This is a genomic window from Clostridium sp. Marseille-P3244 (genome assembly GCF_900120155.1).
GTDB lineage: Bacteria > Bacillota > Clostridia > Lachnospirales > Lachnospiraceae > Mediterraneibacter.
Genome location: NZ_LT635549.1, coordinates 2,526,149 through 2,552,312, shown reverse-complemented (window position 1 = coordinate 2,552,312; position 26,164 = coordinate 2,526,149). Strand labels below are relative to the sequence as shown.

The following is a 26,164-nucleotide window of genomic DNA, read 5'->3' as shown; positions in this document are numbered from 1 at the left end:
GGATATCAGAGCTCTTTTCTGCAAGTTATCATCTGTCTCAGTCGGGATTCTGTTTGGAATGGGGAGATAAAAGCCGGCTGAGGGGGCGGCTCCTTCCTGTTCCTGCGCTCCCGCGGGAGGCAAAGAAGAGGAGGAAGATAACGATGGCAAAAAACACGGAAGAAATGGCCCGCCGGCTGCAAAAGCTGCAATTCCGGAGAAAGCTTTTCGGAGGAGTGGATGAGGAAGATTTGTGGGCACAGATGGAACAACTCCGGAAGGAGTATCAGGAGTTGACAGAACAGCGGCGGAAAGCCGGCAGTTTTTACCCGGAAGAACAAGGAAATATTGTCCGGAAAGAGAAGGACAGTATATTGCCTTTCCGGCAGTGGATGCAGCAGCCCAGGCAGATCATCGCGGTCCGGCGGGACAGACTGGCGCTTCAAAGGAGTGCCCGTTATCCGGGATGGAAAGTCTTTTGCACCACACTTGGCATCTGGGCGTTCTTTTTCGGAGCAGGCGCTATTCTCAGTGAAAAACAGCTCAGAGGAAAAGGTACCGGACTGCTCTGCAGAAAAGGCGCCTGACAAAATTACATCGGGCAACTGAGATTTTCAGAGAGGTCGGCCGGATTTTCCGGCGGGCCTCTCATTTTGAGACGATCATCCTGATTTTGTGAATTTTGCACCATTGTCTTTTATCATTGATTCAGTTATAATCAAGGGCACATAATATTGTTCCTTTAAGTTATATCTAATTTCAATGGTACATTTCGTACCGGATTTCTCATTTAATATTAAAATGGACCGCGCGGTTTAAGAAAGGAGAAGAATGGATTACAGAGAATTTACAGGCGCGGTAGAGAAAGAGATTCGTAAAAGGATGAAAGGGGGAGTGCAGGCCAGTTTATATACAACGGTAAAAAATAATGGCAAAGAGAGGACAGGGGTGCTGCTTCAGGCGCCGGGAGTTCATGTTTCTCCGACGATTTATCTTGAGGACTATTATCAGGCTTATCTGGAAGGAAAACCCATCGACAGGATAGCCGGAGAGATTGAATGTTTTTACAACAGTATGCGGCGGGAAGTAGCCTGGGACTGTGATCAGATCCTGAACTATGAAGGGATAAAGGACAGGATTGTTTTTAAACTGATCAATACGGCCGCCAACAGAGATTTCCTTACTACAGTGCCTCATTATGCGTTTTTGGATCTTTCGATCGTGTTTTATGTTCTCCTGGAAGTGACCGATGAGGGGACGGCTGCCATGGTCATCGGCAATGATCATGCAGAGCAATGGAGGGTAGAGACAGATACGCTCTGGAAAGCCGCGGTGGAAAATGGAAAGACTCTTCTGCCGGCAGAATTTTTTACGATGAATCACGCTCTGAAAGAGATGCTGGGAGAAACCCCGGCAAATGAGAGAGGAGACGGGAACCTTCTTCTTGGGGAAACAGCGGATAAGGACGGAATGTATGTACTCTCTAACAAGATCAGAAGTTATGGAGCCGCCTGTATAGCATATCCCCATGTCCTGAAAATGATCGGGCAGATTCTCAGAAAAGATTACTATATCCTTCCCAGCAGTGTCCATGAGGTAGTGATTGTTCCCTGGGCACCGGAACTTCGGTGGTCTGATCTGGATGACATGGTAACAGAGATCAATGCTACACAGGTGGCTGAGGAAGAAGTGCTCAGCGGACATGCCTATCTGTATAAATGGCGTTCGGAAAGGCTTTTGGCAGGGAGGGGACTGCCCGCGGAGAGGAGGATGGGATGAGAGGACGGATAAAAAGAACGGTACTTTTCCTTTTTGCAGTTCTTCTGTCGGCAGTGTTCTGGCCTGTTGTTGTTCGCGGGGAAACGGATAAAAAAGACATTGAGACAGATATTGAAAAGACGGACGAAGGGGAACCGCTGATTCTGGCCGCTGCCGGACAGAATACAGGGGGATCAGTAGATTTGACTGTAGGGAGGGAGATTTTTTACGGAAGTTACAGTACTAATTATTTTGATGTTAACGGAAAGACGGCATACTGCCTGGAACCTCTCAAGGATACCCCCCTATCCGGAAATTATAAAGTACAGCCTCTGGGAAACGTGCAGCTTCGGAAAGGACTGTACTATGCATATGGCGGGCCGGGATATGAGATATACTTTCAGAAATTTGGCATGCTGGGAGTCAGTGGGAACCGGACAGCGGATGAAGAATACTGTATGAGCCACTGTATTCTGTCCTATATGTATTCAGGGAGCCCCGAGGCTTTTACCGGACTGACAGAGAGAGCAGTAGCTCTGTTGAAACAGAAGATCGAGAATATCCGGTCTCTCCCGGATCCGCCGGAATCTTTTTACGCGTTTCTGTTCAATATGGGCGGGGACGCCCAGGCCATGGGAGGAAGTGGAAAGGACCGTACGGGAAGTGTCGAGATCCAAAAAAAGTCAGACCGTCCGGAATGGACGGAAGGCAATCCATGTTATTCACTGGCTGGCGCAGTATTCGGAATATACAGGCCGGGTGAGGACAGCCCTGCCTGGAAGATAGTTACAGATTCAAACGGTTATGGAAGACTGGACGATATCCCCATAGGGACATATGAGATGGCAGAGATCGAAAACCCGTTGGGATTTGCCTTGAGCGGGGAGAGACAGCAGATCCGTGTGGAAGACAATCAAATCTGTCAGTATGACTGGGTGAACAGAGCAAAAAGTTATTCAGCCGGCCTGCTGCTTCACAAGATCGATGCCGGGACAAAGAGTTCTGTTCCTCAGGGGGCGGCAAGCCTGGAGGGCGCAGAGTTCACTGTGAAATACTATAAAGGGTACTACGATTCAGATCCGGCTCTGCTCAATGTTGCGCCAGAGAGAACCTGGGTGCTGGCAGCCAATGCAGAAGGGAAAATAGTCATGACAGAAGAACAGAAAGTAAGCGGAGATGAATTTTACCAAAACAGTTCCGGAAATACGGTCCTGCCGTTGGGAACCGTTACGTTTCAGGAGACAAAAGCTCCGGAGGGTTATCTCTTGAACGAGGAGGTGATTGTGGAGAAGATCACAGAAGATCCGGACGGGAAACAGGACACGGTATACCATACTCCGACCGTCTCAGAAGAGGTAATCCGGGGAGACCTGCAGATCCTGAAGTTCAGAGAAGATCCGGAAACAGAGAGGAAGGCAGCAATGGAGGGAATCCTGTTTACCATTACCTCCAGGACAACAGGACAGGTATACAAAATTACGACCGACGAAAACGGGTATGCGTCCACAAAACAGCTGCATGAAGGCCGGGGAGGACTGCCATATGATATTTATACAGTGAAGGAAGAAAATGCTCCCCCGGGATTAAAACCGGCCGCAGAGTTTGAGATTACGATCAGTGAAGAAGGAAAAACGCTCCATTATATATTGGAGAACAAGATGATATTTTCCCCGGTAAGACTGGTCAAGAAAGACAGCAGTACCGGTGAGGTCATTCCTGTGGCAGGGGTTCAGTTCCGTCTCCTCAATGAAGACAAAGAAGAGATCACAATGAGATCTCACTATCCCGAAGAAACCGTCTACAGTGTGTTTGAGACAGATGAAAGCGGGAGCTTTGTACTGCCGGAAAAGCTGCCGGCGGGCAGATATTATTTTCAGGAAATCCGGGCGCCGCAAGGGTATGTGCTGAACGAGGAGCCGATCGGATTTACAGTAGAAAAGGAACATGACTGGAACGATCCCTTTACAGTTGAATGTGAGAATGAACCTGCCAGAGGTGTCATCCATATCCGGAAAACAGATCATGACACAGGAGAAGGCATTCCCGGAGTAAAATTTGAGATCCGCGCAAAGGAAGATATCCTGACGCCCCAGGGCAATGTAAGGGTAGAAAAAGACAGTGTAGCAGAAATTCTGGAGACAGGAGAAGACGGCACAGCCACTTCCGGACACCTGTATCTGGGAGACTATGAAATCAGGGAGATCCGGCAGGCGCCGGGATATGTCCTGCCTGATAAGCCCTATGAAGTGATGCTGCAGTATGAAGATCAGAAGATCGAGATTATCACAGAAAAGCTGGAGATTAAAAATCATCCCACTGAGGTGACGATATATAAGACAGAAAGCGGTACAAAAAAGCCTTTGAAAGGAGTGGAATTCACGGTCTGGAATAAAGAGGATACGGAAGAAGAGGGGATCATCTCCGTTACCGATGAAGAGGGAAAGATCGTTTTAAAATATCTTCTGCCAGGCAGCTACTTTGTACGGGAAACAAAAAGTCTGTCGGGATATCCCGGCTGTTCTGATGTATGGGAATTTACCATAAAAGAAGACGGGACGGTAGAGGGTCAGACAGAGTCTGCTATCCTTGTCGAGAATGACAGGACAAAGATTACAGACACTTATGCGGTCTGGAAGGAGAGCAGAATAAAAGAAATCCCATCCGGTGGAGAGAAGCTGCTTGTAGATACTGTAATAATGGAAAATCTGGATCCGGAGAAAGAGTACACTCTGACAGGTGTGCTGGCAGACAAAGAGACTGGAAACCTGCTCATTAAGGAGGGACAGCGAATATCCGGAGAACGAAACTTTACGGGGAAAGAGGGGGCAGAAGGGATTGAGATAGAATTTTCTGTGGATACCGGAAACTTTCCGGACAGAGAGATTGTAGTTTTTGAATATCTTTGGGAGGGGGATACCCTGATCTCATCACACGAAGATATCAATGATCCCCGACAGACAGTTTCGATACTGCAGGAGCCGGAAAAGCCGGTCAGTACGGGAGATAACAGCATAGCAGGAAGAATCTGTATTTTCGCGGCCGGGACGGTCCTGTCGGCAATGGCTGTGCTCTGGAGTTCAAAGGTCCGGAAAAAGAAGACAGGAGGGCGGAGAAGAATATAGCGGTCATATAGTGGACATCTAAGATAAAGGACTTTACTTTTTCCGGGATTTATGCTAGGATAATTAAGGCTGTTTACAGAGACAGTAAATTTTTCTGGAACAGCCTGATGCGTCTGTAGCTCAGTGGATAGAGCAATGCCCTCCGGAGGCATGTGCGACGGTTCGACTCCGTTCAGACGCTGGATATAAAAAGGGAGCTGCATTCGCGGCTCCCTTTTTATATCATATCAGATTGATCTTCTTTTTCATAATATAGTGAGTGACAATGTATTGAATGACCGTTACAATAAACGACAGCACACCGCTCAGCGCAAATATATTGAACAGATAGTCCGATATGGTAGTGCCTGTGTCCGGTAAAAAGTTATATCCTGGAAATATTCCAGATACGGCCATAACAATCAGTGAAAAAATCTGTACAACAAAGCTTGTGATAAAATACGCGGCGACAGCACATAAGATCCGGTGTCCGGGGAAAAGCTGTCCTACGGCGATACAAAAATAGCTCATGATCACCGCGCTGATGCCGGAGACAAGACAGAAGAGGAACAGATAAAAGGCGAGCGTACTCAGGGGCATTCCCAGCGCTTCTGTCATTTCCGGAGCAATGGAACTGTAGGCTGTAGTGATATTTTTTGCTGTGACCAGAAGGAGGATACCGCCGGCTATGACAATGATATCCACAGCCATAAAAATATATCCGGATATGATCTTCCCCCAAAGCTGCTGCACTCCCGAGACCGGAAGAGTCCAGGAAAGATAACCTTCTCTGCTGAAAAGATTCCGGTAAAACCGGAATGTAATCTGAAGCCATGTAGCAAAGTTCACGGCGATACACAAAAAGATCATCAGAGAAGAAAAAACGGCAATGGAGGTGACCAGCGGATCTATGGGAGCGTCAAACCGCAGATGATCGACAAACAGGATACGGCACAGCAGACAGGCAAGGATAAAAGCAGCGTGAAACAGGATGAAGATCTTGGCTGATGCTTTGAAGTCATATTTGATCAGTTTTCCTAACATTTAAACACCTCCCGGAACAGCACATCCACAGATTTGCCATATTTTGATCTTATCTCGTCGACAGTGGCATTAAGCATAAGCTGCCCGTTCTGAAGAAAAAGCACCCGATCAAGAGTGTTTTCAATATCAGATATCAGATGAGTGGAAATTAATACTGTGGCATTTTCATTGTAATTTGCCAGGATCGTCTGGAGAATATAATCTCTTGCCGCGGGATCTACGCCTCCGATCGGCTCATCCAGTATATACAGATCGGCATCCCTGCTCATGACAAGCACAAGCTGTACTTTTTCTCTGGTCCCTTTGGACAGAGCGTGCAGCCGGGCACGTTTGTCGATCTCAAGTGTGTCCAGCATCTTTGAGGCCCGTTCCATACTGAAATTTTTATAAAAATCATTATAATAAGACAGGATATCATTTACCCGCATGTGGTCATTCAAAAAATTACGGTCTGGCAGATACGATACGATCTGCTTGGTTTCTGTTCCCGGAGAGTGACCATTAATCATGATATGTCCGTCCGTGGGGATCAGAAGGGCATTGGCAAGTTTGATCAATGTGGTCTTTCCGCTACCGTTGGGCCCGAGCAGACCAACGATCTGGCCTCGCTCAAGCGAGAGCGTCAGATTGGAAAGAGCAAAAAAATTTCCGTATTTTTTTGTGAGCCCCTGGCATTCAAGAATTGGTCTCATGGTTCTTCTCCTTTAAATATTTCTGTATTATTTCCAGAGTCTCTTCATCACTCAGCCCCAGATTGCGCATCTGTTCAAAAAACTGACGGATATGGCTGCGGACCAGATCCTCCCGTGTCTCTTTCAAAAGAGATGCATCCTCTGTGATAAATCGTCCATTGGTCCGCTGAGAATACACAAGGCCGCTGCGCTCCAGTTCTGAAAGTGCTTTCTGCATTGTGTTGGGATTGACTGCGGCGTCAAGAGCAAGATCCCGGACAGAGGGAAGCTTGTCCCCTGGCCTGTAAAGCCCGGAAATAATGTCATGTTGAATACGTTCCATCAATTGAAGATAGATAGGACGGTCATTATCCAGATCCCATGGCATCGAATCACCTCGTTTTCTTTCATTTACAAACTGTATTATATATATAATACAATCATACGACGCAAGGGGGGGGCTGTCAAGAGGTTTCTGGATTTTGATGAAATTTCTGAATTGGATCAGAACAGATCATTCCCCTTCATTTTCCAGGATGATCCGTTTTTTCATATCGGGATCAAAAATGCCGCTGCGAAGCATCGCGATCTCATATCTGTAGGGCGCGTAAGATTTTTTTGGATTTGAAGGGGAGGGGATATAAGGTGTTTCCAGTATTTTAGGAACATCTGTAAAATCCGCATGGCGCACGATATAGTTGAGTGCGTTAAATCCAATCTGCCCGAATCCCACATTTTCGTGGCGGTCTTTCGCGGCGCCGGGGACATTTTTACTGTCATTGATATGGAATACGGCGATCTGCTCTTTTCCGATGATCCGGTCAAACTCCTCCATTACCTGATCAAAGTGGTGGATGATATCGTATCCGCTGTCGCTGGTATGACAGGTATCAAAGCACACTCTCAGCTTGTCGTTGTACCTGACACCGTCATAAATGCGGGCCAGTTCTTCAAAAGTACGGCCGATCTCAGAACCTTTTCCGGCCATTGTCTCAAGAGCGATCCGGCATTCCGTATCTGCGGTCAGTACCTCGTTCAGTCCCTTGATGATCTGGTCAGTACCGGCCTGTACTCCCTCTCCTACGTGAGACCCCGGATGAAGGATGAGGGTATGACTATGGCAGCTTACTGTACGGTCGATCTCTTTCGCCAGAAACTCGACGGCCAGTGAAAAGGTTTCGGGTTTTACAGTATTCCCCAGATTTATGATATAAGGGGCATGGACAATGATTTCCTGGATATTATGCTCTTTCATATATTCCCAGGCAGGATCAATATTGAGTTCGCTGATGTCTTTCCTGCGAGTGTTCTGAGGCGCGCCCGTATAGAACATAAAAGTGTCCGCGCCGTATGATACCGCTTCTTTGGCAGAGCCAAGGAGCATCTCCCTGCCGTTCATTCCAACGTGTGAACCTAGCTTCATGGTGTATCTCCTTTCCGTTCTGTAAAATATTGCCGTTACATTATAAAGCGAAGAACAATAAAGCGCAAGAAAATCTGAGGTTGTTGATGGGTGGGTGTGGCTGCCGTGGAAGGAAGAGGATATCCATCTCGGGCACGCTTTCGCTCGGGGCTGCAACGCAGCGGCACATAAGGGCGCAAAGGACGCGCCCCAAATGCCGGCGTTGCTGCACGGCCCTTGATGGACACCTCTTCCTTCCACGGCTCCCTGTCCTCTCCATTCAACAATCTCGCGATTTAGAAGTGATTGTGAAAGTGGAACGTTATCGACTGTACAGCCCGTCATCAAAAAGCCGGAAGAGATATGCCAGAGATCCGTATATGTCTTTTTCTCCAATGGAGTTCCTTTCACGTATTCCCTTCTAACCGTGAGATTGACGGGGAATGAATCGTGACGCCGGGGGATGGACGAAGCGCAGGAAAGGGAAAGAGCGGCAATCGGAAGAACCTTTCTGCGGAGACACCCATTCTGTTGCCGCAGAATACGTCTTTCGATGCCAGATTTTTTTATTTCCCTAAGCTTAATCATCCTCCCCGGCGTCTCCTGAATCACTCCGGCAAACCCGGATCGTCCTTTTAGAGGGTAAGTGACGGTGCGGTATATGCGCGCGCGGCCATCTCCTGATCCAGAAGGTAAAGGCTTTTTGGATCGGATCCGAACAGCTCCATTTTTTTGATCAGATCGGTGGCGTTCGTTTCTTCTTCTCCCTGCTCTTTGACAAACCAGTCAAGAAACTGCATGGTACGGAAATCTTTGGCTTCATAAGCTGCTCCGTAAATATTGTTGATAAGACCTGTGACGTAGCGTTCATGCCTGAGTCCGGCATTTAAAATATCCAAATGGCTGTCCGCTTTGAAGTCTGGCCTGTCGATGGCGTCATAGGTGACTTTAGCGTCATTATTCTGCATGTACTGTACGAACAGCATCGCATGATCGCGTTCTTCCTGCGCCTGGATCTGGTACCAGTTTGCGAATCCGTCCAGACCTTCCTCAGAAAAATAATTAGAAAATGCCAGATAGAGATAGGCCGAATAAAACTCTTTGTTAACCTGTGTGTTTAATAATTCTGCGATTTTTTCGTTTAGCATGGTAAAGGTCTCCTTTCATGGATTATTTGTTACAGTTAATAGTATAAAACTGATATCAATGAAAAGCAATGAAATTGTACGGGAAAAAATACCAGATATGGTATTGCTTTTTTTGGAGATCACTATATAATAAAGATGTAAATAATCCCTAGTAATTTACTAGGGATTATAAAAATAAAAAAGGAGGACAACACATATGGTAAATATACAGAAAGCCGCAGTGATCGGGTGTGGCTTTGTAGGTTCTACGATAGCATATACTTTGATGCAGAAAGGTTTGTTTTCAGAGATGGTACTTCTGGACGCAAACGGACCGAAAGCGGAAGGAGAGGCCATGGATATCAGCCACGGGCTTCCTTTTGCCCATGCCATGGATATTCAGGCGGGAGACTATGAAGACATCGCGGACGCATCTGTCATTATCATCACAGCGGGGGCCAATCAGAAGCCGGGTGAGACAAGATTGGATCTGGTCCAGAAGAATGCGAAGATTATGAGGATGATTATCGGAGAGATTAAACGGGTGAAATGCGAAGGAATCCTTCTTATCGTGTCTAATCCGGTAGATATCCTGACACAGGTGGCATTGAAAGAATCCGGATTTCCCAAAGAGCGTGTGATTGGATCCGGTACGGTCCTTGACACGGCGCGTTTAAAATATCTGATCAGCGAGAAGCTGAATGTAGACAGCCGGAACGTCCATGCTTTTATCGCAGGAGAGCATGGGGACAGTGAATTGGCTGTGTGGAGCTGCGCGAATATCTATGGGATAGGGTTGGATGAGTTCGCGAAAATAGAGGGATTTGCAGATTTCCGGAAGGAAAAAGACGAGCTTTATCATGCGGTCCGAGACAGTGCTTACGAGATTATCGATCGCAAGGGAGCAACATATTATGGCATAGGAATGGCAGCGGCGAAGATCACAGAGGCGATCGTCAGAGACAGCCATACTGTGGCGCCGGTCTCTGTGTCGCTGAACGGAGAATATGGATTGTCCGGTCTCTGCCTGAGCATTCCGACATTGATAGGGAGAGGTGGAGCAGAGCAGATACTGGAGATCAATTTTGATAAAGAGGAGACAGAAAAACTGAGAAGATCAGCAGAGGAATTAAAGAGCGTGCTCAAGGAGATCGGCCTTTCATAATTGTAAGATATTTTAGAAAAAACCGGCGTATTACCGCCGGTTTTTGCAGATTTATTTAATATGCTGCTTTATAGCTTCAAAGCTTTCGGAACTGATCACATGTTCAATCCTGCACGCGTCTTCTGCCGCGACTTTTGAATCCACACCCAGACGTTCCAGCCAGGATGACAGGAGAGTATGCCGTTCGTAGATCTGGTCAGCGATCTGTTTTCCGGACGAGGTGAGGGAGATATATCCTTCTGGGGAGACAACGATATGGCCGTTTTCTCTTAGCTTTTTCATAGCCACGCTTACGCTGGATTTTTTAAAATTCAGTTCTGTCGCGATATCGACCGAACGGACGACCGGAAGCTTCTGGCTTAAGATCAGGATAGTTTCCAGATAGTTTTCAGCGGATTCATTTCCGGGCATAGGTGTCACCTCACTTTTTTCAAATACTTTCCACTAAGTATATCATATTCAGTCAGTGACAGCAAATCATAATTATAAAAGTTTTAGAACTTCTGATTTAAACTGGGGAGAAAGTGTGCTGAAAATTTTCCCATTCAAAATTTCAAAATTTCTCTGAGAATTTTTAAACAAAAGCATTGACAAACACAAAGTGTTAGTTTAAACTATCTTCTGTTAGATGAGATGAAGATTTCGGATGATGACAGGAAAATCATCCGAAACGATATAATATTGAGAGGTCTGTTAGAATATGAATTTACTGGAGGCAAAAGAAGGGGAAGAATATATCGTAAAAGACGTTATGACCGAAGATGAGGAACTGGAGGCTTTCCTTTTTTCTCTTGGCTGTTACAGCGGTGAGCCGATCACTGTAGTTTCCCGCGTAAGAGGCGGCTGCGTGGTTTCGATCAAAGATGGCAGATACAATATTGATACTGATCTGGCGAAAGCCATATCAATATAATAAAAAATAGTGACCTGGTCAACTATTTTTTTTATAAAAAGGTTAGTCTTTTCTAATCACAATAAAGGAGGAGAATTGTAAGATGAGAATTGCTTTTGCAGGAAATCCTAACAGCGGAAAAACTACAATGTACAATGCGTTGACAGGAAGAAACGAACGTGTTGGAAACTGGGCCGGTGTTACGGTGGAGCGAAAGGAAAGCCTGATCAAAAAGGCGTATTATGACGGGGCGGAGGAACTGGTAGCGGTAGACTTGCCGGGCGCTTATTCGATGTCCCCGTTTACTTCCGAGGAGAGCATTACCAGCAGTTATGTGAAAAATGAGCATCCGGATGTGATCATTAATATTGTTGATGCGACCAATCTAAGCCGTAGTCTGTTTTTTACCACGCAGCTTCTGGAACTGGGAGTTCCCGTGGTCGTGGCTCTGAATAAGAGTGACATCACAGACAAAAAGCAGACGAAGATCGACGGAAAACTGCTGTCAGAGAAACTGGGCTGCCCGGTTATCAGGACGATTTCTACATCTTCAGGACATGAAGGGCTGAAAGAAGCTGTTGCTTTAGCTGCCGCTTCGAAGGGCAAGGACCAGAAAGCGCCCTATATTCAGGAGGAGATCGATCTGAAGGACAAGGACGCGGTAGAGGCCGCGGACAGAAAACGTTTTGAGTTTGTCAATAATATTGTCAGGCAGGTAGAAAAGAGAAAAGTCTTTACAAAAGATAAAAATATTCAGGATAAGATTGACGGTATCATTACACATAAAATTATCGGGATCCCGATTTTTGCCGCAATTATTTTTCTCGTATTTTACATATCCCAGACGACTTTGGGGACCTGGATCGCGGACTGGCTGGTAGGTTGGATCGAGACCTTCCAGGGGTGGGTCGGTGAACTGATGGCGAACGCGAATCCGCTTCTGTATGCGCTTCTGGTAGATGGAATTATCGGCGGAGTCGGCGCGGTGGTGGGATTCCTGCCGCTGGTAATGGTCATGTATTTCCTGATCGCGCTTTTGGAGGACTGTGGCTATATGGCCCGTGCGACCGTCGTGCTTGATCCGATCTTCAAGAGAGTAGGACTTTCCGGAAAATCGGTAATCCCGATGGTCATTGGTACCGGATGTGCGATCCCCGGTATTATGGCTTCCCGTACGATCCGAAATGAGAGGGAGCGCAGAACAACGGCAATGCTTACTCCATTTATGCCTTGTGGAGCAAAAATACCTGTAATCGCGCTGTTCGCGGGAGCGTTTTTCGCAGATGCATGGTGGGTGTCAGCTACGATGTATCTTGTCGGTATCGTGCTGGTACTGCTGGGCGCACTTCTGGTAAAGAGGATCACAGGTCAGAAATACCGGAAATCTTTCTTTATCATTGAACTTCCGGAATACAAGATCCCAAGCCTGAAGAGAGCGTGCGTCTCTATGCTTGAGCGTGGAAAAGCCTATATTATAAAAGCGGGAACGATCATCCTGGTGTGCAATACAGTTGTACAGATCATGCAGACATTTAACTGGCAGTTCCAGCTTGTGGAGGAGGGCGCGGAGAGTACCTCTATCCTGGCAAGTATCGCGCATCCCTTTGCGATTCTGTTTATCCCGCTCGGGTTTGGAGTATGGCAGCTTGCGGCAGCGGCGATCACAGGATTTATCGCGAAAGAGAATGTGGTGGGAACTCTGGCAGTGGTATACGGTGTTACGAATCTGATTGATACAGATGAACTGGCTTTGGTCGGAAGCGGTAATGAAGTAGCGACGATCATGGGTCTTACAAAAGCGGCCGCTTTGGCTTACCTGATGTTTAACCTCTATACCCCGCCCTGTTTTGCGGCTCTCGGAGCAATGAACTCCGAGATGAAGAGCAGGAAATGGCTGTTTGGCGGTATATGCCTGCAGCTGGCGACAGGTTATACAGTAGCTTTCTTGGTCTACCAGATCGGGACTCTATCTGCCACCGGATCCCTGGGAACCGCTTTTGTTCCGGGTCTGATTGCCATTCTGGTATTTGCGGTCATTATTATATGGCGTATCCGTAAGTCGGACAGAGAATTTGCGGCAGAATACAGCCTGCATGCGTAGAATATAATTACAGTGGCCAGTGGTGGACGAAGCGCATCTGCTTTGTCCGCCTTTTGGCGTTGAAGCAGAGAGGAGGTATTGATGGTAAATATTATTGTGATAATCCTTCTGGTGATTCTGGTTGGAGGCGCGGTGACATATATAATAAAGGCAAAAAGAAGTGGGGTGAAGTGTATCGGATGTCCGGCCGGAGGCAGCTGCCCCGGAAGCGTAAAAATGCCGGAGAAAAAGCTGGATGGACCGGTGGTTGGAAGAAAGACTATGAAGATTTCCGGAATGCAATGTGCACATTGCGCGATGGATATAACAAATGTTCTGAATCGGATCGATGGAGTACAGGCAGATATCAATTTTTCGAAAGGCACGGCAAGGATTTCTCTTGACAGGGAAGTCGGGGATGACATCCTGAAAAAAGCAGTAGAAAAAGCAGGATATCAGGTCATCAGTATTTCAAAAAGATGAAAGAGGGATTGTAATGACTGATGTGATCATCATACTGATCGTGATCGTAGTTCTTATCTTTGCGGTAAAAAATTCGATCAAACATTTTAAAGGAGAAGGGGCGTGCTGCGGGGGCGGTCCGGGCACAGTCCGGACAAAGAAAAAGAAACTGTCCGGACCGGTAAAAGGCAGAAAAGTCATAAAGATTTCAGGAATGCACTGCCAGAACTGTGTCAACAGTGTTGCAGGCGCACTTAATGCGCTTGATGGCGTATCTGCGAAGGTGAGCCTGAGTGATGGCAGTGCGGAAGTGATCTTTGACCGCGAGATAGAGGAAAGTGAACTGAAGCGGGCCGTGGAAAGCGCGGGATTTGAAGTTGTCAATATCTCATAAGGGAAACTCTGTCATCCGCAACTGTGGGAGCTGTGCGAAGGCAGGACGGAAAGAGGAAATCTGTCGTGGGTAAGAAAGAACAGATCATAGAAAAACTGAAAGAAAATGGATGCCGTATTACAAAGCAGCGCCAGATGCTCATTGATATCATTCTTGAAAATGACTGTTCAAGCTGTAAGGAGATTTTTTATAAGGCATCAAAGACAGACAGCGGGATCGGAGTGGCGACAGTGTACCGGATGGTAAACGCTTTGGAGGATATCGGCGCGATCAGCCGGAAGAATATGTACAAAGTAGAATATCCCGGAGAAGAGAAAATAGAGGATTCGGCAGGGGATGGGTGCGTGATCGTACTGGATGACAATACAACGTATCATCTGTCACAAAACAGATGGAATACAGTGATCCGGGAAGGGATGAAGCAGTGCGGTTATCTTAAAGATCAGAAGATTACACAAATTAGAATACATAAATAGTAATTTTACAGATATATTCAGAATATTCTGATTTTGGCGAAAATTGGGGACAGGTACCTTTTAAAAGGTACCTGTCCCCAATTTTCAAACTGATAATATTTTTCATTAAGCCTTATTAGAATTGACTATTTTCAAATAAGATTGCTATGATGTGACAGGATCAGATAATTTACATGCATTTATTAAAGGAAGTGGTGGAACATGAAACAGCATAAATTCTGGGCGTGGGCATCGGTTTTCTGTTTTCTGATGCTGTTTTATACAGGTTACAGACACAAATAAGCCCAGATCACAACTGATGAATGAAAATTTTTAGATTTACAGGAGGTATTTTTATGTTCAGTATTTCGACTATGAAGAAGATCGGACTTTTTGCGGGAGGTGTCCTGTTTGGGACTGCCGGTGTGAAAATGCTTTCCAGCAAGGACGCGAAGAAGGTCTATACCAACTGTACTGCCGCAGCTCTGAGAGCAAAGGATTGTGTGATGAAAACGGCGGCAACTGTGCAGGAGAATGCGGAGGATATCCTTGCGGAGGCTCAGCAGATTAATGAGAAGAGAGCGGCCGAGGAGGCTGCTGCCGTGCAGGAAGACATTTTCTCTGAGAATAGTGCCGGTGCGGATGATCTCAGGGAAGAGACTGTATAACAGGTTATGAAATTTATTATAAAGCATGAGATTAAAGGCCGTCTGCGTATACATGTTGTCCAGGACAGGATGTCCTATGCGCAGGCGGATACTCTTTGCTGGTTTCTGGAAAAGCAGGAAAGTGTAACAGATGTAAAGGTGTATGAACGCACCGCAGACGCCGTCATCTGTTATGACGGAAGCCGGGAAGATTTGATTTCTATATTAAGAGCTTTCAGCTATGAGAAGGCGGATGTACCTGAAAATGTACTGACAAGCTCAGGCAGAAAAATGAATTCAATTTACAGAGAAAGGCTGATCATGAAGACTCTTCTCCATTACGGAGGAAGGTTTTTCATTCCCTATTCCCTCAGAAAAATATGGATGACGATGAGGGCCATGGGTTATATCTGGAATGGAATGAAATGTCTGGGAAGAAAAAAGATGGAAGTCCCCGTACTTGACGCGGCTGCTATCGGGGTGTCTGTTCTTAGGGGAGACTTTAATACGGCCGGCTCTGTCATGTTCCTTTTGGGTGTGGGCGAAATACTGGAAGAGTGGACTCACAAGAAATCGGTCAGAGACCTTGCGCGCAGCATGTCCTTAAATATCAAAAAAGTATGGCAAAAGAATCAGGGACAGGAAGTGCTCGTTGACGCTTCCGAGATCACTCCCGGGGATCTTGTCGTGGTACATATGGGAAATGTAATCCCCTTTGACGGTGAAGTCTCAGGGGGAGAAGGCATGGTGAATCAGGCTTCACTTACAGGAGAACCGGTGCCGGTCAGAAGAGCTGTGGGACAGTCCGTCTATGCCGGGACCGTGGTGGAGGAGGGAGAACTTGAGATCCTGGTTAAAGCAGTGTCCGGATCAACCAGATTTGAAAAGATTGTTGCTATGATCGAAGACTCGGAGAAATTAAAATCATCTCTGGAAAGCAAAGCAGAACACCTGGCGGACCGGCTTGTGCCATATACGCTGCTCGGTACAGGTATCGCGGGAATCTTGACGAGGAATGTGACAAAAGCTCTGGCAGTGCTTATGGTAGATTTCTCCTGTGCATTGAAACTGGCTATTCCGATCTCAGTCCTTTCAGCCATCCGCGAGGCAGGACAGCATGGGATCACGGTAAAAGGTGGAAAGTATCTGGAGGCCGTCGCGGAAGCGGATACGATTGTGTTTGATAAAACGGGAACATTGACAAAGGCGAAACCTACTGTCATAAAAGTTGTAGCCTTCTCGGATTATCCCGAGGATGAAGCACTGAGGATTGCCGCCTGCCTGGAAGAACATTTTCCTCATTCTATGGCAAAGGCTGTAGTTGACGCGGCAAAAAAGAAAAGGCTGTTCCACGAAGAAATGCATTCCAGAGTAGAATATGTAGTGGCTCACGGGATTTCTTCCGCTATTGAAGGGAAAAAAGTGGTGATCGGCAGCAGCCATTTTGTATTTGAAGATGAGAAATGCACTATACGGCCGGAATACCAGGCACAGTTTGAAGCTCTGCCTCCGGAGTACTCTCATCTGTATCTGGCAGTGGACGGAGTGCTGGCCGCTGTTATCTGTATTGAAGACCCACTCCGGGCTGAGGCCGGGGATATGGTGCAGATGCTCAGAAGAGAAGGTATCTCTAAAATCGTTATGATGACAGGAGACAGTGAACGTACTGCCGCGTCTGTGGCGGGAAGGATCGGGGTAGATGAATACTATGCGGAAGTCCTGCCGGAAGACAAGGTGGAATTTGTTGAGAAAGAGAAAGCTTCCGGACGAAAGGTCATTATGATCGGAGACGGTATCAACGACTCTCCGGCCCTGTCCGCGGCCGATGCCGGAATTGCCATCAGTGACGGAGCAGAGATTGCCAGGGAAATTGCCGATATTACTATGGCAGTGGATGACCTGCGCGAGATCGTGGTACTCAGACAGCTGGCGAATGAATTGATGAAAAGGATACAGACAAATTACAGGAGCATCGTAGGCGTCAATGCAGGACTTATTATCCTGGGCGTTACAGGAGCGATCCGTCCTGCTGTCTCGGCACTCCTGCACAATACGTCCACACTGGCAATCAGCCTGAAGAGTATGGAAGAGCTTCTGCCAGAGGGAAGAAAAAGCTTCTGATAAAAACGATCTCAGACACGGGTATGATGTCTGAGATCGTTTTTTATCAGCAATTATAAAAAGGTGTTCCCTTAAGAACAATGAAAAAATCAGCCGGTGAATTCTCTTGAGGCGAGTTCATTTCCATTGCTGTCCAGATAGCGGACAACGATCACCGGGTTTTCTACTTCTACCGCAGCCGACAGACTGGAAGCAACGGAGCCAAAAGTAGAAGCCTGGGAATCAAGAGATGATTCCAGGGTAGCGGTATCCATGGCAGCAGCAAGGTTGGGATCCTCAATTGTGAAATTATAGATCAGTTTATTCCCGTCAGCTGCAAGTGATGCACTGATGCCGCTGCCTTCCAGTGAGGAAAGCTGGGACTCCAGCGTGTCTTTCATCAGATCAGAATTGATCATTTCTTCAATTGTCGCGAATTTCCCGGAAGGCAGATCTGCAGTGTCTTCTCCGTCAGCTTCCGCTGCGGATGCGTCTTCTGCGGCCGGTTCTTCTTCAGCCGGATCTTCTGCTTCTTTGTCTTCTTCCTTCACGTCTTCCTTCTGTGTTTCCGGATCAGAGCTGTCAGAGTTTCCACATGCAGTGAAGGCAAACACAGATGCGGAAACGCACATGATCAGCAACAATCTTTGAATACGTTTTTTCATTTCCTTTTTCCTCCTTGAAATATAAATATCTGTATTAATTTTATCAAACTTATTGAGGCCTCACAAGCAGAGTTAGGGAAGTATGAACTAATTTAACAGAAAAATAACAGAGCGTTCGGAATTTTCGCTTTATATTTCCCGGTCCACTACAAAATGATTCTTGTGATACCGGATCAGCCCCTCCTTCTGCATTTTCGACAGCTCACCGGACAGAGCGCTTCTGTCAGTGTTAAGATAATCAGCCAGCTGCTGGCGGTTATAGGGGATATCAAAGGTATAGCTGCCGGAAGCCTGGATGCAGTCGGAAAAATAAGACTTCAACTTTCCGCGGATGGATTTTGGCCCTGTGTGCAGAATTTTCCGGGAAAGCTGGAGATTTTTTGAAGCACAGATAGACAAAAGATTACGGATCAGCTTTACGTGAAAAGGGCAGGAGGAGGGACAGGTCTGACAGATTTTGGCTGCGTCTAACAGCAGGATCCGGCTGTCTTTTGCCGCAGTGGCATGGATCATGAGAGGCTCATTCGGAAGACAGGCGTAGGCTTCCCCGAAAATGGCTCCGGGCCCGGCATTTCCAAGGATGCTGTTGCCGCCCCAGACATCGATATGTTCAATAAGAATTAGTCCGCTTTTTACGAGGCCCAGATGTGCAGTGGGAACCCCTGGAGAAAAGACAGTCTCGCCTTTTTTGTAAAATCGTTCCTTTGCCCCGAGACAGTGGAGCATGGACGGGATATCTTCATCTTTGATCCCGGAGAAAAGCTGTATGCGTGACAGATCTGTTTCCATAAATTTCACCTTTCGTGTTGTTATAACAACGGATTTTTGTTTCGTATTATGTCATACTTCACATGAAGCGTCAAGGAAATATCGTATAAAAATAACTGAGAGGAGAACCATCATTATGGTACGTAAGATCATACACATTGATGAAGAAAAATGCAACGGGTGCGGGGCCTGCGCCGAGGCCTGCCATGAGGGCGCGATCGGGATGGTGAACGGAAAAGCGAAACTTCTGAGGGATGATTACTGTGACGGACTGGGAGACTGTCTCCCCGTATGTCCGGTGGACGCCATTACCTTTACTGAGCGGGAGGCCGCAGCCTATGATCTTGAAGCAGTGCTGGCGAATCAGCGCAGGAAAGAAAGCCGTCTGTCCCAGTGGCCGGTGCAGATCAAACTGGTGCCGGTGAAAGCCCCTTATTTTGACGGAGCAGAGCTGCTCGTGGCGGCCGACTGTACGGGCTATGCATATCCCGGGTTCCACGAGGCGTTTATCCGTGGGCGCATCACGCTGGTCGGATGCCCAAAGCTGGACGGCGTGGATTATGCCGAGAAGCTGACGGAGATTATCCGGGAAAATGACATCAGGAGCGTGACTGTGGTCCGGATGGAAGTGCCCTGCTGCGGCGGGATCGAGTATGCGGTCAGAGAAGCACTTAAGAACAGCGGGAAACGGATCCCCTGGACTGTGGTTACCATATCCACGGATGGAAAGATCCTGGACGAGTAGGACAACAGTATAGGGACCATATTAAAAAGAACTTTGGCTGGACAGCGTCTAAAAGACCGGTCGGAAATCTTGTCCGAACCGGTCTTTTTCGTAGCTGAGCCGTAATCGTATATAGATCTTAAGAGGTTACCGTCTCTACACAGGACGGATCTCGCTGTGCAGCTGCTGTAAGGATTTGACATCCCCGTTGCCGTGCTCCTGCACATAGCGGATACCGCTGCAGGTAGCTCTGGCGGCCGCAATGGTAGTCACATAAGGGATTTTTGCCTTGATGGCAGCCTTCCGCAGATAACTGTCATCGTGGACGCTTTCCTTGCCGGATGGGGAGTTGACGATCAGGTCGATCTCTCCGTTGGTGATCATATCCAGGATATTGGGGCGCCCTTCGTAAAGCTTTTTCACTTTTTCTGCTTTGATCCCTGCTTCCTGGATCAGCCGGCATGTTTCTCCGGTGGAGAGGATACGGAACCCGCATTCCGCGAATCCTTTCGCGATTTCCACGACTTCCGGTTTGTCGCGCTTATTGACCGAGATCAATACAGTGCCGCTCAAAGGCAGGCATGTCTGGGTCGCTTCCTGGGCCTTGTAAAAAGCTTCTCCATAATCGGCGGAAAGTCCAAGGACCTCTCCGGTGGAGCGCATTTCCGGGCCCAGGACAGGATCCACTTCCGGGAACATGTTAAAGGGGAACACGGCTTCTTTCACCCCGTAGTAAGGAATGTTCTGCTCTTTCAGGCCGGGCACCGGTGACGGCCGTCCGGTCAGCTCGGAGGTAATAACCTCAATGGCAAGGGGCACCATGCGGATATTGCACACCTTGGAAACAAGAGGCACCGTGCGGGAAGCTCTTGGATTGGCCTCCAGTACATATACTTTTCCGTTTTCAATCGCGTACTGCATGTTCATCAGGCCTTTGACATGCATCTCTTCCGCGATCTTTCTCGTGTATTCTTTGATCGTCCGGACATTTTCTTCGGAGATGTGCAGGGAGGGGATGACACAGGCTGAGTCACCGGAGTGAATTCCCGCCAGCTCGATATGCTCCATCACCGCAGGAACAAAGGCATGGGTGCCGTCACTGATGGCGTCAGCTTCACATTCCAGCGCATGATTCAGGAAGCGGTCGATCAGGATCGGACGATCGGGTGTTACGCCCACGGCTGCTGTCATATACCCTTTCATACTTTCATCGTCATACACTACTTCCATACCGCGGCCGCCCAGTACATAAGACGGGCGCACCATGACCGGATACCCGATCCGTTTCGCGATGGAAAGAGCTTCATCCACCGTGGACGCCATACCGGACTCCGGCATGGGGATCTCAAGTTTATCCATCATGTCACGGAACAGATCTCTGTCCTCGGCCAGGTCGATGACAGAAGGAGGTGTACCCAGGATGTTAACCCCATTTTTCTCAAGCTCAGACGCCAGGTTGAGCGGCGTCTGTCCGCCGAACTGGGCGATTACCCCTACAGGTTTTTCTTTTTCGTAGATACTCAGTACATCTTCCAGGGTCAAAGGCTCGAAATACAGTTTGTCTGAAGTATCATAATCTGTGGAGACGGTTTCCGGATTACAGTTTACGATGATCGTCTCAAATCCCAGCTTTTTCAGAGAAAGGGCAGCGTGGACACAACAGTAATCGAATTCGATTCCCTGACCGATGCGGTTCGGTCCGCCTCCCAGGATCATGACCTTGGGACGGCCGGTGCTGACCGGATTTTTGTCCGGGGCATTATAGGTAGAATAGTAGTACGCACTGTCGGGAGTCCCGCTGACATGGACGCCTTCCCATGCTTCTGTTACACCCAGCGCTTTACGGCGGCTTCGGATCTCATCCTCAGAAAGCTCCAGAAGCCGGCTTAAATATTTGTCAGAGAATCCGTCTTTCTTCGCGGAGATGAGAAGCTGGTCAGAGGGAAGGCCTCCCCGGTATTCCAGAAGTTCTTCCTCCTCTTTTACCAGTTCCTTCATCTGAGTGATGAACCATGTCTTAACCTTTGTAAGATCATGCAGTTCTTTTACAGAAGCCCCCTTACGAAGAGCTTCATACATGATGAAATGGCGGTCACTGGACGGGGAAGTGAGCAGACGCAGGAGTTCTTCCTTTGACATTTCATTATAGTTTTTTGCAAATCCCAGACCATAGCGTCCGGTCTCCAGACTGCGGATGGCCTTCTGGAAAGCTTCCTTATAGGTTTTACCAATGCTCATGACCTCGCCTACCGCGCGCATCTGCGTTCCCAGCCTGTCCTCAACCCCTTTGAATTTCTCGAAGGCCCAGCGGGCAAATTTGATGACCACATAGTCCCCGTCAGGAACATATTTATCCAGAGTACCATATTTCCCACAGGGAATGTCTTTAAGCGTAAGTCCTGCCGCAAGCATGGCAGACACAAGCGCAATGGGGAAGCCGGTAGCTTTGGAGGCCAGAGCCGAGGAGCGGGAGGTCCGGGGATTGATCTCAATGACGACAATACGGTCGCTGACCGGATCATGGGCGAACTGTACATTTGTCCCGCCGATGACCTGGACGGACTCCACGATCCGGTAGGCCTGTTCCTGAAGTCTTTTCTGCACTTCCTCAGAAATCGTCAGCATAGGGGCGGAACAGAAGGAATCGCCGGTATGGACGCCCATGGGATCGATATTTTCGATAAAGCAGACCGTGATCATATTATTGTCCGCATCCCGCACGATCTCCAGCTCCAGCTCCTCCCAGCCGAGAACAGATTCTTCCACCAGCACCTGGCCGACAAGGCTGGCCTGAAGTCCCCGTGCACAGACAGTTTTCAGTTCCTCCCTGTTGTAGACGAGACCGCCTCCTGCGCCTCCCATGGTGTAGGCCGGCCTGAGTACCACCGGATAACCCAGACGGTCCGCGATGTCAAGGGCCTCTTCCACACTGTAGGCCACCTGGCTGCGGGCCATTTCAATACCCAGAGCTTCCATGGACTTTTTAAATTCGATGCGGTCTTCCCCGCGCTCTATGGCATCTACCTGAACGCCGATGACCTGAACATGATATTTTTCCAGGACACCTTCTTTTGCCAGCTCGGAACAAAGATTGAGTCCTGACTGCCCGCCCAGATTGGGGAGAAGCGCGTCCGGGCGCTCCTTTGCTATGATCTGCTCCAGGCGTTTTACATTCAGGGGCTCAATGTACGTGGCATCAGCCATTTCCGGATCCGTCATGATGGTAGCCGGATTGGAATTGACAAGGACGATCTCATAACCCAGGCTGCGCAGCGCCTTGCACGCCTGAGTGCCTGAATAGTCGAACTCACAGGCCTGGCCGATGATGATAGGGCCGGAGCCGATGATAAGGATCTTTTGGATATCTGTTCTCTTTGGCATAGGATTTCATTCCTCCTAAAAAATTTTTAGATTCTAGGCTTTATTATATAGTAGAACATCAGGGGTGTACAAGAAAAAGATGTTAAATGAGAAACGATATCAAAATTTTTATTGCCAATTCTTACATAATATAGTATGATTATTATATAAGTTAGATAAAACTAACTAGAAGGAACAACGTTTTTCTATTTCTTTTCAGGAGGTTTTCTATGAGTGTTGTTATAATCGGCGGTCATGACAGGATGGTGTGCCAGTATAAAAAGATCTGCAGGCAGTTTAACTGTAAGGCAAAAGTGTTCACTCAAATGTCGGCCAGTCTCAGCAAACAGATAGGGAGTCCGGATCTGATCGTGCTCTTTACCAATACGGTATCCCATAAAATGGTGCGGTGTGCGGTAGAAGAGGCAGAGAGATGCAATGCAGATGTGGTGAGATGCCATACAAGCAGCAAGAACGCGCTGGAAGAAATACTGGGAAGTGTATGTGGGTAAAGCCGGAACCGCCGCGAAGATGAATAGTGTACAGCATTAAGCAACGGTCTATTTTCGGTTAAATCTGTGTATAACAGGAATTGCTTTATTTGGCAGAACGGAAACGGGCCCAAAGAAAAACGGCACAGCCACAGGCTGCGCCGTTTCAAAAAATCAATGATAAACTCAGATTTTCAGATTTTTGAAGAGATCCCCGAGACTTGTCCCGATGTTTTCGCTCTTCGGGATAACGACTTTTTCTTCAGGCTCAGATTTGGCTTCCTCCAGCGCCTTCATGCTGAGGCTGACTTTGCCGTCCTTGATTCCGATAACCTTTACGGTAACTTTGTCGCCTACATTCAGTACATCAGACGGAACCTTGACGCGCTTCTGGGAAATCTGTGACACATGTACCAGGCCGGACAGGCCGTTTTCCATCTTGACGAACGCTCCGTAGTTCTGCAGTGTCTCAACAGTTCCTTCCAGGACAGTTCCTACTTTCAGATTTGCGATCTGTTCTTCCCGTGCTTTCTTCTCTTTTGCCTTAAGGATCTCACGGGCAGAAAGGACAAGACGGTTGCTTGCCTGGTCTACGTCGATGACCTGTACTTCAATATCCTTGAGAAGATATGTCTCAAGATCTTCAATGTAGGTAAGAGAGAGCTTGGAAGCGGGAACGAATCCTCTCAGCCCTTCCACCATGACGATGACACCGCCGTTTACCACGCCTTCTACTTTCACAGGAAGAATCGTTTTCTTCTCCATATATTCGGTAACCCTGTTCCAGGGATTGGCATCATCAAAATGGTCTTCATAGTCAGCCATTGTCTCCTCTGAAACTGCCTCGGTCTCTTTTGCGGCTTCTGTCTCAGATCCGGCGGTCTCCTCATTTGCAGGCTGCGCCTCAGCTGCCACTTCTGTCTGTCCTTCTGTTTCGTTTGTCTGTAATTCTTCTTTCATTTCTTCGCTCATTGTGCAGCACCTCAACTTCATTAATTGTTTTTCAGTGTTACTAGTATATCATATATGGGGCACAAAAAACAACTGCCACAGATAACACATTCGGAAGAAATTTGTATTCCGTAAAATACAAAAATCCGGTTGACTATCCTGCAAAAAAATGGCAAGCTTGAATGAGAAGAATTCCATCGACATAGGGAAAGAAGAAGCGGGAAGACTTAAATGTCTTCTGCGTTCAGACGGGAGACAGGTATATGGAAAAGGAAAAAGAAAGAAAAGTGTACGTAGTGGGCCATAAGAATCCGGATACGGATTCAATCTGCTCTGCCATCGTATACGCGGCGCTTAAGACAAAACTGACAGGGCGGGAGTACGAACCGCGGCGCGCGGGACAGCTTAATGAAGAAACCCAGTATGTACTGGAACGTTTTGGCGTGAAAGTACCCAAACTCCTGACAGATTTAAAGCAGCAGGTCAGGGATGTGGAACTCAAGGAAGTGGAGGGCCTCAGAAGCAGCGTGTCCATCCGCACGGCCTGGGAAAAGATGCAGGAGTATAATATACATACCCTTCCTGTGACAAGAGACAGAAAGCTGGAAGGGCTGATCACCATTGGGGATATTGCCAAGACTTATATGGAAGTATATGACAGTACGATCTTGTCCAAAGCCAGGACCCAGTACCGGAATATTGCCCGGGCAGTGGACGGCGAGGTTGTGACGGGAAATGAGCACAGTTATCTCCTGAAAGGGAAGGTGGCTATTGCGGCATCCAGTAAGATCCTGATGTCTGATTTTATCGACCAGGATGACCTGGTGATCATGGGAAACCGGAAGGACGCCCAGCAGTGCGCGGTGGACAGAAACGCGAGCTGTATGGTCGTGTGTCAGAATGCGCCTATATCTGAGAGTATTATCCGGCAGGCGGAGGAGAAACAGATTGTGATCATCCGCACATCTCATGATACATTCACAGCAGCGCAGCATATCAATCAGAGTATTCCTGTAAAATATTTTATGACCAGGGACCATCTGGTCACATTCCGGATGAAGGACTACCTGGATGATGTGAAAGAAGTAATGGCCAAGAAAAGATTCCGGGATTTTCCCATTGTGGACAACAAGGGTAAGTTTGTGGGACTGATTTCAAGACGGCGGCTGCTCAATGTCAGAAAGAAACAGGTTGTTCTTGTGGATCATAATGAAAAAAATCAGGCAGTGGACGGCATAGAGGAAGCAGATGTTCTGGAGATCATCGACCACCACAGACTGGGGAGCAGTATCGAGACGATGGGGCCGGTATTTTTCCGAAACCAGCCGGTGGGATGTACTGCGACCATCGTATATCAGATGTATCAGGAAGAATGTATCCTGGTAGAGCCGGTCCACGCGGCGCTTCTGTGTGCCGCCATCATTTCTGATACACTGATGTTCCGCTCTCCTACATGCACGCCTCTGGATGAGCAGGCAGCCAGAGCTCTGGCAAAGATCGCGGGGGTCGAGATCGAGACACTGGCTCAGGAAATGTTTAACGCGGGAAGTAACCTGAGAGGAAAAAGCGCGGAGGAGATCTGTTTTCTCGACTTTAAACAGTTTACCGTCAACGATACGGTGTTCGGCGTAGGGCAGGTGAATTCCATGAGTGCGGAAGAACTGGAAGAGATCCGGGATATTGTAGGGCCTCATCTGGAGAAGGCGCGAAACAGCCATGGACTGAACATGATCTTCTTTATGCTGACAAACATTATTACAGAATCTTCGGAACTGCTGTGCAGCGGGCCGGAAGCCCGGGAGAAGATACTCAATGCCTATGACCTTCCGGAGGATACGGAGAGGATCCGGTTAAAGGGCGTAGTATCCAGGAAGAAACAGCTGGTTCCCACGCTGGTGGGAAGCCTGCAGGTATGACAGAAAGCAAAA

24 protein-coding genes and 1 tRNA gene are annotated in these 26,164 nt (G+C 47.8%); 15 read left to right on the top strand and 10 right to left on the bottom strand.

From position 1 onward, the window contains the following. Positions 1-143: 143 nt before the first annotated feature. The 4 genes from BQ7367_RS13930 to BQ7367_RS13915 all read left to right on the top strand — a co-directional run bounded on the left by BQ7367_RS13930 (position 144) and on the right by BQ7367_RS13915 (position 5,040). Positions 144-566 (top strand): hypothetical protein, encoded by a 423-nt coding sequence (locus tag BQ7367_RS13930; RefSeq protein WP_072525984.1) that lies wholly within the window; start codon positions 144-146, stop codon positions 564-566. A 244-nt stretch (positions 567-810) separates the two neighbouring features. Then, a complete protein-coding gene (locus BQ7367_RS13925) occupies positions 811-1,758 on the top strand; it encodes a DUF5688 family protein (protein WP_072525983.1) in 948 nt (315 codons plus the stop codon). After that, positions 1,755-4,859, top strand: a complete 3,105-nt coding sequence (locus BQ7367_RS13920; protein ID WP_072525982.1) for a SpaA isopeptide-forming pilin-related protein — start codon at positions 1,755-1,757, stop codon at positions 4,857-4,859. The genes BQ7367_RS13925 and BQ7367_RS13920 overlap by 4 nt, the downstream gene beginning before the upstream one ends. Positions 4,860-4,968: 109 nt before the next feature. Then, a tRNA-Arg gene (locus BQ7367_RS13915) sits at positions 4,969-5,040 on the top strand. Positions 5,041-5,081: 41 nt separating this feature from the next. Here the strand turns inward: BQ7367_RS13915 and BQ7367_RS13910 are convergent. The 5 genes from BQ7367_RS13910 to BQ7367_RS13890 all read right to left on the bottom strand — a co-directional run bounded on the left by BQ7367_RS13910 (position 5,082) and on the right by BQ7367_RS13890 (position 9,103). Continuing rightward, the gene (locus BQ7367_RS13910) at positions 5,082-5,882 is read right to left on the bottom strand and encodes a hypothetical protein (RefSeq protein ID WP_072525981.1); all 801 of its coding nucleotides are present in this window, start codon (positions 5,880-5,882) and stop codon (positions 5,082-5,084) included. Then, positions 5,876-6,574 (bottom strand): ABC transporter ATP-binding protein, encoded by a 699-nt coding sequence (locus BQ7367_RS13905; protein ID WP_072525980.1) that lies wholly within the window; start codon positions 6,572-6,574, stop codon positions 5,876-5,878. Before BQ7367_RS13905 ends, BQ7367_RS13910 begins: the two co-directional genes overlap by 7 nt. Then, positions 6,558-6,941, bottom strand: a complete 384-nt coding sequence (locus tag BQ7367_RS13900; RefSeq protein ID WP_072525979.1) for a GntR family transcriptional regulator — start codon at positions 6,939-6,941, stop codon at positions 6,558-6,560. The genes BQ7367_RS13905 and BQ7367_RS13900 overlap by 17 nt, the downstream gene beginning before the upstream one ends. A gap of 126 nt (positions 6,942-7,067) precedes the next feature. Further along, positions 7,068-7,976: a deoxyribonuclease IV gene (locus tag BQ7367_RS13895; RefSeq protein WP_072525978.1), complete on the bottom strand. Its 909-nt coding sequence runs from the start codon at positions 7,974-7,976 to the stop codon at positions 7,068-7,070. Positions 7,977-8,590: 614 nt separating this feature from the next. Continuing rightward, positions 8,591-9,103 carry a ferritin gene (locus BQ7367_RS13890; protein WP_072525977.1) on the bottom strand — a complete coding sequence of 171 codons (513 nt, stop codon included), beginning with the start codon at positions 9,101-9,103 and terminating at the stop codon, positions 8,591-8,593. Between the two features lie 196 nt (positions 9,104-9,299). Between BQ7367_RS13890 and BQ7367_RS13885 the strand changes: the two genes are divergently transcribed. Then, positions 9,300-10,247 (top strand): L-lactate dehydrogenase, encoded by a 948-nt coding sequence (locus tag BQ7367_RS13885; protein WP_072525976.1) that lies wholly within the window; start codon positions 9,300-9,302, stop codon positions 10,245-10,247. A 51-nt stretch (positions 10,248-10,298) separates the two neighbouring features. Here the strand turns inward: BQ7367_RS13885 and BQ7367_RS13880 are convergent, their stop codons facing one another. Next, positions 10,299-10,658 carry a metal-dependent transcriptional regulator gene (locus tag BQ7367_RS13880; protein ID WP_072525975.1) on the bottom strand — a complete coding sequence of 120 codons (360 nt, stop codon included), beginning with the start codon at positions 10,656-10,658 and terminating at the stop codon, positions 10,299-10,301. 289 nt (positions 10,659-10,947) lie between these two features. Between BQ7367_RS13880 and BQ7367_RS13875 the strand changes: the two genes are divergently transcribed. From BQ7367_RS13875 to BQ7367_RS13845, 7 genes are all read left to right on the top strand, one after another. Further along, a complete protein-coding gene (locus tag BQ7367_RS13875; protein ID WP_072525974.1) occupies positions 10,948-11,160 on the top strand; it encodes a FeoA family protein in 213 nt (70 codons plus the stop codon). A gap of 82 nt (positions 11,161-11,242) precedes the next feature. After that, positions 11,243-13,240 (top strand): ferrous iron transport protein B, encoded by a 1,998-nt coding sequence (feoB, locus tag BQ7367_RS13870; protein WP_072525973.1) that lies wholly within the window; start codon positions 11,243-11,245, stop codon positions 13,238-13,240. Positions 13,241-13,321: 81 nt separating this feature from the next. Beyond that, positions 13,322-13,702: a heavy-metal-associated domain-containing protein gene (locus BQ7367_RS13865; protein ID WP_072525972.1), complete on the top strand. Its 381-nt coding sequence runs from the start codon at positions 13,322-13,324 to the stop codon at positions 13,700-13,702. A gap of 13 nt (positions 13,703-13,715) precedes the next feature. Next, a complete protein-coding gene (locus BQ7367_RS13860; protein WP_072525971.1) occupies positions 13,716-14,075 on the top strand; it encodes a heavy-metal-associated domain-containing protein in 360 nt (119 codons plus the stop codon). 65 nt (positions 14,076-14,140) lie between these two features. Beyond that, on the top strand, positions 14,141-14,551 hold the full coding sequence (locus BQ7367_RS13855; protein WP_072525970.1) for a Fur family transcriptional regulator: 411 nt from the start codon (positions 14,141-14,143) through the stop codon (positions 14,549-14,551). A 335-nt stretch (positions 14,552-14,886) separates the two neighbouring features. Next, positions 14,887-15,198 (top strand): DUF6110 family protein, encoded by a 312-nt coding sequence (locus BQ7367_RS13850; RefSeq protein ID WP_072525969.1) that lies wholly within the window; start codon positions 14,887-14,889, stop codon positions 15,196-15,198. A gap of 6 nt (positions 15,199-15,204) precedes the next feature. Beyond that, positions 15,205-17,298: a heavy metal translocating P-type ATPase gene (locus BQ7367_RS13845; protein ID WP_072525968.1), complete on the top strand. Its 2,094-nt coding sequence runs from the start codon at positions 15,205-15,207 to the stop codon at positions 17,296-17,298. A gap of 89 nt (positions 17,299-17,387) precedes the next feature. On the opposite strand, the gene BQ7367_RS13840 is transcribed toward BQ7367_RS13845, so the two are convergent. Continuing rightward, entirely contained in the window at positions 17,388-17,942 is a 555-nt protein-coding gene (locus BQ7367_RS13840; protein WP_072525967.1) for a DUF4854 domain-containing protein, read from the bottom strand. 129 nt (positions 17,943-18,071) lie between these two features. Further along, positions 18,072-18,731, bottom strand: a complete 660-nt coding sequence (locus BQ7367_RS13835; RefSeq protein ID WP_072525966.1) for a Crp/Fnr family transcriptional regulator — start codon at positions 18,729-18,731, stop codon at positions 18,072-18,074. A 115-nt stretch (positions 18,732-18,846) separates the two neighbouring features. Between BQ7367_RS13835 and BQ7367_RS13830 the strand changes: the two genes are divergently transcribed. Then, positions 18,847-19,455 carry an ATP-binding protein gene (locus tag BQ7367_RS13830; RefSeq protein ID WP_072525965.1) on the top strand — a complete coding sequence of 203 codons (609 nt, stop codon included), beginning with the start codon at positions 18,847-18,849 and terminating at the stop codon, positions 19,453-19,455. A gap of 135 nt (positions 19,456-19,590) precedes the next feature. Here the strand turns inward: BQ7367_RS13830 and carB are convergent, their stop codons facing one another. Further along, positions 19,591-22,815, bottom strand: a complete 3,225-nt coding sequence (gene carB, locus BQ7367_RS13825) for a carbamoyl-phosphate synthase large subunit (RefSeq protein ID WP_072525964.1) — start codon at positions 22,813-22,815, stop codon at positions 19,591-19,593. 209 nt (positions 22,816-23,024) lie between these two features. On the opposite strand from carB, the gene BQ7367_RS13820 reads away from it, so the two are divergent. Further along, the gene (locus BQ7367_RS13820) at positions 23,025-23,306 is read left to right on the top strand and encodes a DUF2325 domain-containing protein (RefSeq protein ID WP_072525963.1); all 282 of its coding nucleotides are present in this window, start codon (positions 23,025-23,027) and stop codon (positions 23,304-23,306) included. A 165-nt stretch (positions 23,307-23,471) separates the two neighbouring features. Here BQ7367_RS13820 and BQ7367_RS13815 read toward each other — a convergent pair whose 3' ends face one another. Next, positions 23,472-24,257 carry a S1 RNA-binding domain-containing protein gene (locus BQ7367_RS13815; protein WP_200786745.1) on the bottom strand — a complete coding sequence of 262 codons (786 nt, stop codon included), beginning with the start codon at positions 24,255-24,257 and terminating at the stop codon, positions 23,472-23,474. Positions 24,258-24,499: 242 nt separating this feature from the next. On the opposite strand from BQ7367_RS13815, the gene BQ7367_RS13810 reads away from it, so the two are divergent. Beyond that, positions 24,500-26,152, top strand: a complete 1,653-nt coding sequence (locus BQ7367_RS13810; RefSeq protein WP_072525962.1) for a putative manganese-dependent inorganic diphosphatase — start codon at positions 24,500-24,502, stop codon at positions 26,150-26,152. Positions 26,153-26,164: the final 12 nt, after the last annotated feature.

What these genes read in the sequence shown, in the direction of transcription:
- BQ7367_RS13890 (WP_072525977.1), bottom strand. Translation starts at nt 9,103, where the DNA reads ATGCTAAACGAAAAAATCGCAGAATTATTAAACACACAGGTTAACAAA.
- BQ7367_RS13850 (WP_072525969.1), top strand. Translation starts at nt 14,887, where the DNA reads ATGTTCAGTATTTCGACTATGAAGAAGATCGGACTTTTTGCGGGAGGT.
- BQ7367_RS13875 (WP_072525974.1), top strand. Translation starts at nt 10,948, where the DNA reads ATGAATTTACTGGAGGCAAAAGAAGGGGAAGAATATATCGTAAAAGAC.
- BQ7367_RS13860 (WP_072525971.1), top strand. Translation starts at nt 13,716, where the DNA reads ATGACTGATGTGATCATCATACTGATCGTGATCGTAGTTCTTATCTTT.
- feoB (WP_072525973.1), top strand. Translation starts at nt 11,243, where the DNA reads ATGAGAATTGCTTTTGCAGGAAATCCTAACAGCGGAAAAACTACAATG.
- BQ7367_RS13865 (WP_072525972.1), top strand. Translation starts at nt 13,322, where the DNA reads ATGGTAAATATTATTGTGATAATCCTTCTGGTGATTCTGGTTGGAGGC.
- BQ7367_RS13925 (WP_072525983.1), top strand. Translation starts at nt 811, where the DNA reads ATGGATTACAGAGAATTTACAGGCGCGGTAGAGAAAGAGATTCGTAAA.
- BQ7367_RS13815 (WP_200786745.1), bottom strand. Translation starts at nt 24,257, where the DNA reads ATGAGCGAAGAAATGAAAGAAGAATTACAGACAAACGAAACAGAAGGA.
- BQ7367_RS13830 (WP_072525965.1), top strand. Translation starts at nt 18,847, where the DNA reads ATGGTACGTAAGATCATACACATTGATGAAGAAAAATGCAACGGGTGC.
- BQ7367_RS13810 (WP_072525962.1), top strand. Translation starts at nt 24,500, where the DNA reads ATGGAAAAGGAAAAAGAAAGAAAAGTGTACGTAGTGGGCCATAAGAAT.
- BQ7367_RS13905 (WP_072525980.1), bottom strand. Translation starts at nt 6,574, where the DNA reads ATGAGACCAATTCTTGAATGCCAGGGGCTCACAAAAAAATACGGAAAT.
- BQ7367_RS13885 (WP_072525976.1), top strand. Translation starts at nt 9,300, where the DNA reads ATGGTAAATATACAGAAAGCCGCAGTGATCGGGTGTGGCTTTGTAGGT.
- BQ7367_RS13910 (WP_072525981.1), bottom strand. Translation starts at nt 5,882, where the DNA reads ATGTTAGGAAAACTGATCAAATATGACTTCAAAGCATCAGCCAAGATC.
- BQ7367_RS13920 (WP_072525982.1), top strand. Translation starts at nt 1,755, where the DNA reads ATGAGAGGACGGATAAAAAGAACGGTACTTTTCCTTTTTGCAGTTCTT.
- BQ7367_RS13895 (WP_072525978.1), bottom strand. Translation starts at nt 7,976, where the DNA reads ATGAAGCTAGGTTCACACGTTGGAATGAACGGCAGGGAGATGCTCCTT.
- BQ7367_RS13930 (WP_072525984.1), top strand. Translation starts at nt 144, where the DNA reads ATGGCAAAAAACACGGAAGAAATGGCCCGCCGGCTGCAAAAGCTGCAA.
- BQ7367_RS13840 (WP_072525967.1), bottom strand. Translation starts at nt 17,942, where the DNA reads ATGAAAAAACGTATTCAAAGATTGTTGCTGATCATGTGCGTTTCCGCA.
- BQ7367_RS13820 (WP_072525963.1), top strand. Translation starts at nt 23,025, where the DNA reads ATGAGTGTTGTTATAATCGGCGGTCATGACAGGATGGTGTGCCAGTAT.
- carB (WP_072525964.1), bottom strand. Translation starts at nt 22,815, where the DNA reads ATGCCAAAGAGAACAGATATCCAAAAGATCCTTATCATCGGCTCCGGC.
- BQ7367_RS13835 (WP_072525966.1), bottom strand. Translation starts at nt 18,731, where the DNA reads ATGGAAACAGATCTGTCACGCATACAGCTTTTCTCCGGGATCAAAGAT.
- BQ7367_RS13900 (WP_072525979.1), bottom strand. Translation starts at nt 6,941, where the DNA reads ATGCCATGGGATCTGGATAATGACCGTCCTATCTATCTTCAATTGATG.
- BQ7367_RS13880 (WP_072525975.1), bottom strand. Translation starts at nt 10,658, where the DNA reads ATGCCCGGAAATGAATCCGCTGAAAACTATCTGGAAACTATCCTGATC.
- BQ7367_RS13845 (WP_072525968.1), top strand. Translation starts at nt 15,205, where the DNA reads ATGAAATTTATTATAAAGCATGAGATTAAAGGCCGTCTGCGTATACAT.